Annotated in this window: 17 protein-coding genes; 2 read left to right on the forward strand and 15 right to left on the reverse strand. The window is 35.1% G+C overall.

Features of this window, described 5'->3' with window-relative positions; genetic code table 11:
* Positions 1-525 precede the first annotated feature (525 nt).
* The 4 genes from NST81_RS09380 to NST81_RS09395 form a co-directional block, all read right to left on the reverse strand.
* The gene (locus NST81_RS09380) at positions 526-1,179 is read right to left on the reverse strand and encodes a helix-turn-helix domain-containing protein (RefSeq protein WP_341029567.1); all 654 of its coding nucleotides are present in this window, start codon (positions 1,177-1,179) and stop codon (positions 526-528) included.
* Between the two features lie 52 nt (positions 1,180-1,231).
* On the reverse strand, positions 1,232-1,423 hold the full coding sequence (locus NST81_RS09385; RefSeq protein ID WP_341029568.1) for a hypothetical protein: 192 nt from the start codon (positions 1,421-1,423) through the stop codon (positions 1,232-1,234).
* Positions 1,416-2,351, reverse strand: coding sequence for a DUF3102 domain-containing protein (locus NST81_RS09390; RefSeq protein WP_341029569.1), 936 nt, complete (start codon positions 2,349-2,351; stop codon positions 1,416-1,418). The genes NST81_RS09385 and NST81_RS09390 overlap by 8 nt, the downstream gene beginning before the upstream one ends.
* A 257-nt stretch (positions 2,352-2,608) precedes the next feature.
* Complete coding sequence (locus NST81_RS09395; protein ID WP_341029571.1) at positions 2,609-3,022, reverse strand: hypothetical protein; 414 nt, start codon at positions 3,020-3,022, stop codon at positions 2,609-2,611.
* Between the two features lie 214 nt (positions 3,023-3,236).
* Here NST81_RS09395 and NST81_RS09400 point away from each other — a divergent pair, with 214 nt between their 5' ends.
* Entirely contained in the window at positions 3,237-3,455 is a 219-nt protein-coding gene (locus NST81_RS09400; protein ID WP_341029572.1) for a helix-turn-helix domain-containing protein, read from the forward strand.
* Positions 3,456-3,465: 10 nt separating this feature from the next.
* On the opposite strand, the gene NST81_RS09405 is transcribed toward NST81_RS09400, so the two are convergent.
* The 10 genes from NST81_RS09405 to yneA all read right to left on the reverse strand — a co-directional run bounded on the left by NST81_RS09405 (position 3,466) and on the right by yneA (position 10,946).
* On the reverse strand, positions 3,466-4,095 hold the full coding sequence (locus tag NST81_RS09405; protein ID WP_341029573.1) for an HIRAN domain-containing protein: 630 nt from the start codon (positions 4,093-4,095) through the stop codon (positions 3,466-3,468).
* Between the two features lie 39 nt (positions 4,096-4,134).
* Positions 4,135-4,950, reverse strand: coding sequence for a hypothetical protein (locus tag NST81_RS09410; RefSeq protein ID WP_341029574.1), 816 nt, complete (start codon positions 4,948-4,950; stop codon positions 4,135-4,137).
* A 171-nt stretch (positions 4,951-5,121) separates the two neighbouring features.
* Positions 5,122-5,343, reverse strand: coding sequence for a hypothetical protein (locus tag NST81_RS09415; protein ID WP_341029575.1), 222 nt, complete (start codon positions 5,341-5,343; stop codon positions 5,122-5,124).
* 12 nt (positions 5,344-5,355) lie between these two features.
* On the reverse strand, positions 5,356-6,267 hold the full coding sequence (locus NST81_RS09420; protein WP_341029576.1) for a tyrosine-type recombinase/integrase: 912 nt from the start codon (positions 6,265-6,267) through the stop codon (positions 5,356-5,358).
* A 180-nt stretch (positions 6,268-6,447) separates the two neighbouring features.
* A complete protein-coding gene (locus NST81_RS09425; protein WP_003352953.1) occupies positions 6,448-6,660 on the reverse strand; it encodes a YneF family protein in 213 nt (70 codons plus the stop codon).
* 82 nt (positions 6,661-6,742) lie between these two features.
* A complete protein-coding gene (gene sirA / locus NST81_RS09430; protein WP_048623384.1) occupies positions 6,743-7,180 on the reverse strand; it encodes a sporulation inhibitor of replication protein SirA in 438 nt (145 codons plus the stop codon).
* A gap of 242 nt (positions 7,181-7,422) precedes the next feature.
* The gene (gene tkt, locus NST81_RS09435) at positions 7,423-9,429 is read right to left on the reverse strand and encodes a transketolase (RefSeq protein WP_341029579.1); all 2,007 of its coding nucleotides are present in this window, start codon (positions 9,427-9,429) and stop codon (positions 7,423-7,425) included.
* 213 nt (positions 9,430-9,642) lie between these two features.
* Complete coding sequence (locus NST81_RS09440; RefSeq protein ID WP_003352957.1) at positions 9,643-9,876, reverse strand: DUF896 domain-containing protein; 234 nt, start codon at positions 9,874-9,876, stop codon at positions 9,643-9,645.
* Positions 9,877-9,950: 74 nt separating this feature from the next.
* Positions 9,951-10,616 carry a YneB family resolvase-like protein gene (locus NST81_RS09445; protein WP_040340893.1) on the reverse strand — a complete coding sequence of 222 codons (666 nt, stop codon included), beginning with the start codon at positions 10,614-10,616 and terminating at the stop codon, positions 9,951-9,953.
* 15 nt (positions 10,617-10,631) lie between these two features.
* Positions 10,632-10,946 (reverse strand): cell division suppressor protein YneA, encoded by a 315-nt coding sequence (gene yneA, locus NST81_RS09450; RefSeq protein WP_003352959.1) that lies wholly within the window; start codon positions 10,944-10,946, stop codon positions 10,632-10,634.
* A gap of 155 nt (positions 10,947-11,101) precedes the next feature.
* Between yneA and lexA the strand changes: the two genes are divergently transcribed.
* Positions 11,102-11,722, forward strand: coding sequence for a transcriptional repressor LexA (lexA, locus tag NST81_RS09455; protein ID WP_003352960.1), 621 nt, complete (start codon positions 11,102-11,104; stop codon positions 11,720-11,722).
* A 222-nt stretch (positions 11,723-11,944) separates the two neighbouring features.
* Here lexA and NST81_RS09460 read toward each other — a convergent pair whose 3' ends face one another.
* Positions 11,945-12,739 (reverse strand): sulfite exporter TauE/SafE family protein, encoded by a 795-nt coding sequence (locus NST81_RS09460; protein ID WP_412677360.1) that lies wholly within the window; start codon positions 12,737-12,739, stop codon positions 11,945-11,947.
* Positions 12,740-12,858: the final 119 nt, after the last annotated feature.

Here is a 12,858-nt window from a genome sequence, read left to right on the forward strand (position 1 = left end):
TTTAATTGTTAGTTAGCTATCGTCATTTTCATAACAATTTAATTAATATTGATTAGATAATTGTGGGGCTTCCGGTCAATGGGATTGACCTGCAGCCAGCCCCACACCCCGGCTGGATAGATCTTTTTGTAGATTAATCGAGAAATAAACCACCCTAATTTTGTATTAGATATATATAAGAAATTAGGGCGCTTTATTTTTAAACCTGCACGATTTCTTATTAGATATATATAAGAATTTGTGCAAATTTAACTAATCACTCACTTAACTAATCATTCACTCAAACAATTAATCAATTATGTACATTTTCATACTGTATCTTAACTTGTATCTTAACTTGTATATTTATATGTATCTTATATCTTAACTTGCTTTATATATACAGTACCCCCAATGCTGCATTCAGAGTACTCCAGCTCTGCATTACGAGTACTTACCTCTGCATATACAGTACTCACCTCTGCATTCAGAGTACCGACCTCTGCATCCAGAGTACTTAGGTGAAATACGCTTAAAATCAACCATTTAGAACAATGCATTAGCAACGTAATAATGATTGTTAAATTTGTTGAAAATCAATTCGTCAAGCTCGTTATACTCATAGTTTGTTTCCAGTTCATGGACATCAATCTTGATGAGATTCGCTTTTTCTAACTGTCTGTTAGCCTCAATCACCTTTGATTTAGAAATTTTTAATCTTTTTGAAAGAGTATCATAACTAACAAAACAAAAACTCCTGTCACGTTCTTCATCATTCATGTTGATGTGACTTTTGTAATAAAATACTTGTCTAAACGCATATTCGTCGATTTGCTCTTTTATAAAATAAGAAAACAACTCGCTGGACAACATGGTAAAGTGTTTGTCCTTGTAATAAATATCATCATTAAAAATGATTTTAAGACTTCCTTTAGTGGGCAATTTATTGATCTCGTTTTCGACCAATCCTACTTCATACAATTTCTTTAGTCGATTTTTAAATGTCCGTGTATCAGAAATTTTTAAGAACCTCATAAATCGTTTGTGATCTATTTCGATCTCTTTCTTTTTATAATTTCTAAAATAAAGAAAACAGAGTCGAGCATACATTATAAACTCTTGGTTAGATAAGAAATAATTTTCGTTTCTCACAATACTAGTAGGTACTTTTATGTATAGCTTTTTCTTTTGATTTTCCATGATTAACTACTCCTTTTTGATTAAAGTTGATTAAAATAACTGACTTATTGGTTTAATTTTTATGTATTGTTCTTAAAGCATTAAATTCGTCAACGGATTTTTGTAATTCTTTATTAATACTAAATAACCAAAATTCTCGATTGTCTTTAACAGTTCTGGCATGCGTTATGTATTCGTGACCTTTAAGAATCAAGTAGTTAGATAATCTTTGGTCATAAACAAAAAATAAATCTGATTTATTCATTTTCGATTACCTCCACATCAATATAATTTCCTTTTGGTAAATAAGCTTCCATCTCTTTACACCATTCTTTAACCAAATGGATAATATCGCGCAGATTATCCATAACAATTTCACTATCTCGTCTTTCCGTCAAAGCTCTTGAATATTTAACAGGGGCTAATTTCGTTTTAAGCAAATGTTCAATTTCTACTACCAACCCACTCAGCTCAGTGGCAGATTCGATTTGTCTATGGAAGTCATCTTTTTCGCTATTTAAGTAATACATTGTTTTCTTTAATTCTCTATATTCTTCAACTTCCTTTTCTTCCTGCCTTAATCTTGTTTCTAAAAGATCTCTTTGTCTTTCTAATGATTCCATTTTTCTTTGCAGTGACTCGTTTTGTCTTTGCATAGTCTTTATTTGATTATTTAATTTACTAATAGTTTTATAATCAGTATAATCCACTTCTTTTTCGATTATTTTCGTTTCAATTTTTGGTGGTTTGTTACGTTCTCTTTCTAATTCTTGCTCAAGTTTTTTCTTTTCTTCTTTTGTTTGTTTTAGTGCCTTTTTGACTTCCTGCAACTCCCGCGTAGTCATTTCGTTTACCATTTTGGTTTCGCCTGTGGACAGGATGACATGCGGTTTGTCGCGTTCGTCAGGTGGGAGCGTTGCAATTTCGTATAGTGCTTTAATTCCTAAATGCGACACCGGTGTCGTTTTTCTGCCAAGTTCTTCGTAAACTTTCATAAAGCGCTGTGCATGTCGTGGTGTCATATCAATAGATTCAAGCCATTTTCCAAACTGTCCATGTGCTAAGTCGTTGTCCTTAACGTGCTTTAATCGTCTTCCTATCTCGAAAATCGCTTCGCCTGCTAGATTCTTATATGTGTTAATTTCTGCTGTAATTACGTTTAAATCATTTGACAACTGTAACTCGTTACTCATTTTTACCCTCTCCCTTTAATTTTTTTAAATTTTTTGTTGACACCTATTGGTTTATTGCTTATAATATGAACATAAGAATCATAATAAATATAATGGTATTCTTATGCACAAAAATAGGTGTCATTACTTATTATATCGGTTATTTTAATAATTTGTAAATAGGTCTTTTGTACTATTTTTTAATTTTTTTAGAAAAAACATTAGCAGCTACCAAAAAATCTGATAGTTGCTAATGTTTTAAATATTAAAGATACTTTTTAGATCAGTGCAGGTTCAAAGCCCATTATATTAAATTCCACCAAATCAGGTGCTACTAAAAATGGTTCATTGTTAAGAGAGTATAGAAGGATATATTTGATATCTAATGTCATTTCGTTAAGCTGGCTGTTAAATTCTAAAATGGCCGTTTTTTCATCTTCACTTTCCACCTCAAAATAGCCAGCTTCCTCAAAAAAGATCAAATTGTTATCAAAATCAAATCTCATCTCGCTATTGTCCAATTTGTTAAAAATAAAAGTTTGATTTGATCGTGTGTAAAATAATTGAGTATCTTCTCGATATAGAAAATTGTTTGCATATTCCATAATTGGTTGATTGACAGGAACACAGGAGTATTTTACAGTGACATAAAGTTTTGATTTTTTGGCTGATTGATTTGCGATTGATTGCATAATTAATTCCCCCTATTTTTGGATTAATGGTTTGATTAAAGCTGTAAATAATTAATATATCTTGGGGGTTGATTCTAAGTTGTATGTATCGACTACGTTATTAAGTATATAATGACTAAATAACAAAGTCAACTGTTTTTGACAATTTTATTTAGTCAACTTTTGTGTTAGAATGAAAATAAAATAATATTAAAAATTAAAGGTGATTAAGCAGATGCGCGTAAAATCAAATTTAAAGCAAATATTAGAAAGCCGAAAGATGTCAATCCGATCTCTTTCAGAACAGACTGGGATTCCATTTGAAACTGTCAGACGGCTTTATAATGATACGACTGTAAGATACGAAAGAAATACTTTAGGGAAGATATGTGAAACGTTGAATATTGATATAAGTGATCTTTTGGTATTGATTAAAGAAGAGGATACAGAATAAAGTATCCTCTTTAAACGTTTTTCCAGAAACTTAAATACGCTTTAACCTTATATTCATCCGTTCCAGTTACAATTTCATCATCATATCCGGGTTTTTTATATTTTCCTCCATCTAATGTTAGAGCAAGTAAGGGTTTATATCTACTTTCCATGTCTCTTATTTCTTTGCATAATTCCTTTGGAACATATCCTATATGGAATTTATTTCCATTTAAATCTTCAACCAAAATTTTTATGGCATTTGGATCATAAGGATTTGTATCCTCATGTTCCAAATAAGCTGGAGGAAGCTCCCTACCACTATATTCGTACACTTTTTCATATAATTCTTCAATGATTTCTCTGTCTGTATAGCCTTCGTATTTGTCCCAATAATTAAAGTTTTTATAATCAGTTTTTTTCATTTCCTTAACTAATTTGGTCAAAAATTTTTGACGTTCATCAACAAATGTCCCTTTAACGTAAAATTGATAGCGTTTAATTGCATCTTTCTTTGGCTGTTCTTCCTGTTCTTCTTTTATTAGTTCTTCATCATTAATCGGTTGTTCATCCTCAGTTTTTTTAATAATGACTGAATTGTTTTCTACTTCCTTTTCAATAATTTGTGTATTATTAACCCTCTTCTTAAACCAATTAAACATCTAATTCCCCCTTTGAAATAAATATAACATTTAAACATTTTATACTAATCCTAATTTTTGATCCAGCTCATACAATTCATCAAAATATTTATGATCTAGGATATTGTTTAAGACACGGTTGTAATATCCAAAGACATTTTTAATCTTTCGTTTACCAAGCTTAATATTGCGAATTACCTGTTTAAATGCATCAATACTCAACTGTAACTTTTCTTCTTCGGAATAATAAGAAGTGTGCTTTGTCACTTGCTGAGTTACCCTGAAAAATTCTTCAATTTGTTGACTTTTTGGAAAGAAACAAGATACTAACTCTTTAAATCTTTTTGGAACTCTATTACTTGTAAATTCTGCTTCTGTACCGTCATAACGTTTATTATTATGTATGCTAGTTTTAGATAGATTGCTAGTTTTATGGGTTGTCATTTGTGCTTCACTTACATTATCGTCAACGCCTTGATTTTGTTTAGTTTCTGACTCTTTAACATCATTAATAGGGGTGTCATTTGTAAAACGATTAAACACCCACACATTTGATGATTGTGAACCGTTCTTACGTGTCGTATAATGAATGGATAAAATCCCAATTTTAACTGCCTTTCTTTTCATCCTGTGAAACGTGGATTCACTTACACCAATACCATCTTTTTCTGTTGCATTAAGAATAGTGTTAATAGATGCTGTGGAAACACCATATACCTTTGCAGAAAAGCGTATTAACCGTTTGAGTGCGATCAATTCGGATTTGGTGAATTGGCTTTTGTATTCTGCAAGCCACATTTCTATATGGTTGTTAAAGTCTTTAAGAGTAGCAAACTGTGAAAGATGCTTAAATTGTTTAATATTTCCCATTAACATAAATAATCCTCCTACCGAATATATGTTCGATAGGATAGACGCACATAAATAAGAGTATATACTTGTCTATTTTTTTAAATTAGTATATACTGTAATTACTTGGGTTTTATATGTGTGTCTATCCACACTTGGGAATGAGTATTTGCGGTACTCGTTCCCTTTTTTATTTACTTACAAATGGCTGTACCTATCTTCAATTTCCACTTTCTTTTTCTCAATCATGGACATAACATCTTTTAATTCCCATATTCGTGTTGTATATTTGTCAATTTGAAACTCATATTTGTCTACTTGGCTTTGCAAATCGTCTAAAATCTCATCCAGCACCATATGAATGTCAACAACACTGGAATAGTTAATGATTGATCGGTAAAACTTTCGTTCTAATTCCAACAGAATCACCTCCTATTTTCTTCCTAAATTCATTAGTGGGCTTGTCCTAATCGCTTTATCTAATAGCTGTGTATCTTTCATTGATTGTAAATAGCGTTGTGTTACTGTTATATCAGAGTGCCCCAATAACCTTGATAAAGAATAAACATCTATCCCTTGTTGTAAACATTGCACTGCATAGAAATGTCTAAAGGTGTGTGGAGATACACGTTTCCCTTTAACTCCTGCCCTTTTTCCTGCTTCTTTGATGATATTGTGTAAAGCCACATGCGATATACCAGAACCCATATAGGAAAGAAAATAATGATCTGATGTTTCCACGTTTTCAAAGTGTTGTCTTTTTATTCTTTCATACTTAATCAAAATTCTTTTTAATGCAGGGCTGATAAAGACAATTCTTTGCTTATCCCCTTTTCCATTCACTAAAATGGTTGTATCCTTCACATCATCATTCTTTAACCCTCTTATTTCCATTGCTCTAAGCCCACAATCAGCCAACATAGCGATTATCGTTTTGTTTCTGGCTTCCAGATAGTTTTTATAAGAAAAAGCATCGATCATGGCTTTAACCTCTTCAATGGCGAACCCTTCTAATACCGCTTTAGGAACTTTCGGCAATTCCACCTTTGATGCTACGTTTTCTTTTAAGTAACCTTCTTTCTCACACCAACTAAAAAATGCTTTGATCATTTTAAACATGGATACGATACTTTGGGGTTTTAGCCCTTGTTTATGCTTTGTTCTGACATATGCTCTTAAATCATAAACTGTAATATTTTCTAATTCGGTTATTCCTCTCTTATCCTTCAGGAATTTTTTTAATTGTTTGTATTCTTGGCGTTTATTTTTCATAGTTTTTTCAGAAAACCCTTTGGCTTGACAGTGATATAGATATTCTTCGAGAACGTCTTCTAACAACAACAAAAAAACCACTCTCCTACGCTTAATTTTTCAGCAGGATAAGTGGTTTTAGATTGGTTTGATGAAAGATTAATCAAAAATCACGCTAAAACTTGATGATGGATTAAGTAAAACGAAAAATAAAGTCCAAAGTTTGTGAAATGTGAACTCAACAAAGTTGTAATCCCCTAGAGCCACAAGCATTTATTGTTTAAACTGTTTGTTCATCGCGTTCATCATTTGATTAATTTTCTTTTGGGACGGCTTCATGCCCATTTGCATCATCATCATTCGAAGCATTTGTTCATTGATAGGTGGGTTTTTCTTTAAATAATCCATCATGTATTTGCGTGCAATAAAAAATCCTAGCGCAACTCCGGCGAGCAACGCCAGAACTCCAACTAGCACATACCACATAGTACTTCCTCCTTCATGTTGTCTAATAAGAGTGTACTAAAGGATACCCGATTATACAATATTTTCTTTCACTTTTTCTTTTTTAAACATATTTTCTTTCTTTTAATGGCTTCACCCATCCAAAGCGTCCATTATTAAAATCTAAAGCAAGCAACCGACCGTTAAAATTTTTCAAAGATTCGAAAAATAACATTTCTGAATCATAGCTGCCGGAGGCCTTTAAAAGCATTTTGGTCGATTGAATTTCAAGTGTACTCCCATTCTTTTCTGTAGATTCCATCCGATACGTGTTGCCTTCGACGGTAAATCCTTTTTGCCGTGAAAGATTTTGGCGAATCAACCGATACAATTGCATGACGGGAAGTTCTTCCGTAATATATTGAACTTGCAAATCCAATATACTTCTATATTCTCCTTTTGAATGCATCCAATCATAAAACAAGTGGTAAAATACTTTTTCCCGTCCATAAAAATAAAAGGCAAATTCATCTTTTATCCAATAAATATGATAGAAGCGCAAACCCATCCCCCCGTTTGTCCAATTTTGATCCGTTTTAGTTGGTTATGGCTCATTATAACAAAATGGAACGGCATGTCCTGTAGAATTCTCGTAAAAGGATTTTCTTTTTTTGTCGCTTCCTGTTTATTTCCAAAACGGCTCACGAAAACCAACGTTGTTTTATCAACGAAACAGTCCACACCAGCTTTTTACAAAAACAGCATAAAAAAGCTGCCAGCTTAATGCCAGCAGCTTAAACAAGCTTATTTATTTAATAACTGTTTTACGCGATTTACCACATTTTCTGCCGTAAAACCGTACTCTTTCATGACAATTTCTCCTGGGGCTGATGCTCCAAAACGGTCAATTGCCAAAATTTCTCCTTCGTCTCCAACATATCGTTCCCAGCCGAAAGAGGAAGCCATTTCGATCGCAAGCCGTTTTTTAACGGTTGACGGAATGACTGATTCTTTGTATTCATCTGATTGTTTTTCAAAACGATCCCAAGAAGGCAAGCTGACAACGGAAACGTCAATTCCATCTTCCAAAAGCTGTTTTTGGGCTTCAACTGCTAGATGGACTTCAGAACCGGACGCTAACAAGAGGGCATCTGGAGTTTCTTTAGTAGAAGGAGAAACGACATATCCTCCCTTTTCTACTCCTTCTTGAGCTGTTTCTGCGGTTCCTTTTAACGTCGGTAAATTTTGACGCGATAATACTAATGCAGTTGGTTTATCTTTTGAAGTAAGCGCCATTCTCCACGCAGCTGCGGTTTCATTAGCATCTGCAGGACGGATAACCGATAAATTAGGCATTGCCCGTAAAGACGCCAGCTGTTCAACCGGTTCATGCGTTGGGCCATCTTCACCAACAGCGATGCTGTCATGGGTAAGCACATAAGTAACAGGCAGTCCCATTAGAGCGGCCAAACGAATAGCCGGACGCAAATAATCGGAGAATACGAAGAATGTACCACCAAATACTTTTACTCCACCATGTAGGGCCATTCCATTCATAGCGGCACCCATTGCAAATTCGCGAACACCGAACCAAATGTTACGGCCATCATAAGAATTTGGTCCAAAATCTTTTTCTTCTTTAATGGTCGTTTTGTTAGAACCAGCTAAATCAGCAGATCCGCCGATAAAAGTTGGAACGCGTTTTGCGATCGCATTCAGCACTTCTCCAGAAGATGATCTGCTAGCGATGCTTTTTCCTTCTTCATAAACCGGTATTTCTGCATCCCAATCTTCAGGCAGGTCTCCGTTAATAGCTTGTTCCAATTGTTTTCCTAATTCTGGGTAATCCTTTTTATATTGTGCAAAAAGGTTCAGCCATTCTTTTTCTTTTTCGCTTCCTTTTTCAACCGTTAATTGATGGAAACGTTCATAAACTTCATCCGGAACATAGAAGTCTTCTTCAAAAGTCCATTTGTATGCTTCTTTCGTTTTCTTTAATTCATCTGCTCCAAGAGGTGAGCCATGAACAGACGATGTACCTGCTTTATTAGGAGATCCATAACCGATTACTGTTTTGACTTCGATGATTGTTGGACGCATTTCATCGTTTCGGGCTTCTTCAATGGCTTTGGCAATTTCTTCTAAATTATTGCCGTCTTCTACACGAAGATATTGCCATCCATATGCTTTAAAGCGTTGTTCTACACTTTCTGAAAACGCTTTGTTCAATTCACCGTCCAACGAAATGTCATTGGAGTCATACAGCACGATTAAACGACCAAGTTTTAGATGACCAGCTAAAGAAGCAGCTTCTGCAGAAACCCCTTCCATTAAGTCACCGTCACCGCAAATTGCGTATGTATAATGGTCGACAATTGGATAGTTTTCTTTATTATAAACTGATGCTAAATGACGCTCAGCCATTGCCATTCCGACTGCCATGGCTATTCCTTGTCCGAGTGGTCCGGTTGTAGCTTCAACACCTGGAGTATGGCCATATTCCGGATGTCCAGGAGTTTTGCTTCCCCATTGACGGAAGTTTTTAATATCATCCATTGTCACTCCGTAACCGGAAAGATGAAGCAAACTATAAAGAAGCATCGATCCATGTCCGGCGGAAAGAACAAATCGGTCTCGATTAAACCAATCTGGGTTCTTCGGATTATGATTCATAAAACGGGTCCAGAGGGTATAGGCCATCGGAGCTGTTCCCATTGGCATACCTGGATGCCCGGATTTTGCTTTTTCAATTGCATCAATCGACAATGTTCGAATTGTCGTAATTGCAAGCTGGTCTGTATGGTCAAACATGACTAGCACCCTTTCCAATTCATTTTCTTACATATTTTATATTATATGTCTGTGAGCAATTATACAACAAAATGATATGGTTTGTGAAAAATTACTCAGATTTTCAAACTACCTGATTGAATTTCCCAATTTGAATACTTAAAAGTTGCCATTCGATTGAAAAGAAAAAAAGCTTCCCATCAACATGATGTTAAGGGAAGCAATAATTGGTTGTCAATGAAGCTTTTTCCTCATTTGGATATTTCTTAATTTCTTTGGTGTGACTTCTTGACCAGTTGAATCGAAAACCCGGACCTTTTCAATGGTTTCTTTCATAGAAGAACGAAATGCAGTTAAATATTCAGCGCGCAAACGAGATTGCTCTTTCGCTTCTTCTTGAGTTAATCCAACTGTTTTAGATTTTTTTGCCAGTTCATTGATTCTAGCAATCTTATCACTTGAAAGCATACCGTTGCTCCTTTTCATTTGATATCCCTATTTTAATGGAAATCATACTAGAAATAGAACAAAAAAACAAGAATTCAGTCTTGTTCATTCAACTGTTTCGATTCATTCTTCTGTCTGTCCATATATTCTTGGTAGCGGCGATGGACGGTTGCTTTTGAGACATCGTAGCCGAATCCTCTTAATGTAGCTGCAATTTCCGCAAATGTAAGATCGTTGTTGCGCAATCGAATGATTTCTTCTATTGGGAGTGTTTTGCGTTCTCTGCCTAAAGGATTTCCGGATCCTTTTAAATTCTTTTCAGGCCGATATCCCTTTTCAACTGCTCTTATCATTCCTCTTTTGATTTTTAGATTATGTATTTTTCGCTGATATTCTTCCACCATGCTTACGATTTTAAGAACCATCGAATCCGACTCTGAAAGCTGAAGTTCTCCTTTGTCAGATATGCTAAAAACTTTAGCCCCTTCTTTATAAATGCAATGCAAAAGAGCAATTTTGGCATTGCCTCTTCCAATTCTAGTTTCATCTTGAATCAATACTGCGCCAGCTTTTTTGTCTTTTAACATATCTAACATCTCCAGCACGCCGGGACGATCCAAATCATAACCGCTTGCTTGGTCACGAATAACAGCTGCCAGTTCAAATCCAAACTCTGAAGCGAGCCGTCGAAGTTCCTCTTCTTGCCTTTCCAATGATGTTTCCTGAGTTTCTTTTGTCGTGCTCACTCGGCAATAGATAATGGCCTTCGTGTTTCATCACTCCTCTTTATAAGCAACTTGATGTTTTTTATTCACGGCTGTAACCGGAATAATAATTTTATCACCTGGCTTAATGACAGGGCTGGCAAGATGATTCTTCTGTTCCACCCATTTGACAAATTCATTATAATCCATGTTGTGATGGTCCCCATATTTCATGGCGATCGACCATAACGAATCTCCTTCATGCACTACGATTTTCTGATAATTTGGCTCCTTTGTCATTTGACCGATGATAAATAAACCGGACAGAACGGAAACAATCACTAAAATGATGGCGAAACGGTAGTTTTTCCACACCCATTTTATCATAAAAATTACCTCCGAACGAATGTTTGTTCTTTTACGAAAGATTGTAATACGAACATTTGTTTGAGTCAACTCTTTTTTCGAACTTATGTTTGTATTCCAACTCTTGGCATGCTATAATACCTTTAACAGAAAGAGATACGGGGGGCTGCCTTAAAATGACTAAGTTATCAAAGAGGCAACAAGAAATCCTTGATTTTATTAAGAACGAAGTGAAAACGAAAGGATATCCACCATCTGTGCGTGAAATTGGCGAAGCAGTAGGGCTAGCTTCCAGTTCGACTGTCCATGGCCATTTGGCGCGTCTTGAGAAAAAAGGGTTGATTAGAAGAGACCCTACAAAGCCTAGAGCGATTGAAATACTCGATGCCGAAGATGATATCATTCCGCGCCAAAATGTGATCAATGTACCAATTGTTGGGAAAGTAACAGCCGGGATTCCCATTACGGCCATTGAAAATATTGAAGAATATTTTCCTCTTCCAGAGAGGCTGGCACCCAGCGATGAACAGATATTTATGCTGGAAGTTATGGGTGACAGCATGATTGAAGCTGGAATTCTTGATGGAGACTACGTCATCGTCCGCCAACAGCAATCCGCACTAAATGGGGAAATTGTTGTCGCTATGACAGACGAAAATGAAGCCACTGTCAAAAGATTTTTTAAAGAAAAAGATTACATAAGGCTTCAGCCTGAAAACTCATCAATGGAACCAATCATTTTGCGTGATGTGAAAATTCTTGGAAAAGTGATTGGAATTTACAGAGAAATTCATTAATGGATGTATACCATAAACGGAAAAAGCTTGTCTTACTTTCTTATATATGTACAGTTGCAATACGTTATGACGCATTACGGAAAAAAGCGCTCATCGCCTGAAGATGAACGCTTTTTTCTTTCTACATTTAATAAATAAAAATATATACAATATTCTTTTGCGATTTTGCTAATTTTTGCTTAGATATAAAGAAAACGATTTCTCATACCAAATTCTTTTCTATCATAGAATGCTGTACCATATTTTTATTGCTGTCAATGAAATTAACACCATTAGTCCATATCTCAACATATTCACATTCATTCTTCTACTCATGAAAGAACCTAATGGAGCACCTAAAAGACTCCCCGCAACAGCAAAAAAAGTTGCCCAAAATGGAATTTCTCCCGTAGTCAATTTTCCGAAAGCCCCTCCGATTGCAGAAAGAAAAACAACAGCTAAGGAAGAAGCAATCGTGATACGCATTGGGATTTTCAAAACGGTTAACATGATAGGAATCAATATAAAAGCCCCTCCAGCGCCGACAATTCCAGATACAATTCCGACTACGAAAGATATTACCATTGCCAAAACTCGGTTGAAAGTGATCTCATTCACCTGCATTCGATCACAGCTTTTATGTTGTGGAATGATCATCAATAGGACGGCAAGAACTGCGAGAACGCCATAGACAATATTAATACTTTCACTTGGTAAAAATTTAGAGCACACTCCTCCTATCAAACTTCCGATCAGTATACTGCCTCCCATATAAAGTACAAGTCCTTTGTGGACGAAAGAAACATCTTTTTTACTCATCTTCCAATAGGCAATCACGCCAGAGAGAGAAGAAAAAAGCACTTGAAACATGCTGATGGAGGATACTTGTTTTGCTGTAAAATGACTGACGTTCAACCAGTCTGGTACATATAATAAAAGAGGATAATTGATAATAGAACCTCCTATACCAAGCATTCCGGAAAAAAATGAACCGATGAACCCAATGAAGAACATCACAAGATACATAAATATACTGATTCCTTCTTTCTGGAGACGAATTTTGGTTTAGTTTATTCACATAAAATCAATGTAAATTCGATATAAATTCGTATACTAATCCCGATTCACAATGTATAATATAACCAATTAAATTTATA

Origin of the sequence: Bacillus sp. FSL W8-0223 (assembly GCF_038006805.1) — a bacterium.
GTDB classification, from domain to species: Bacteria; Bacillota; Bacilli; order Bacillales; family DSM-4216; genus Bacillus_O; species Bacillus_O smithii.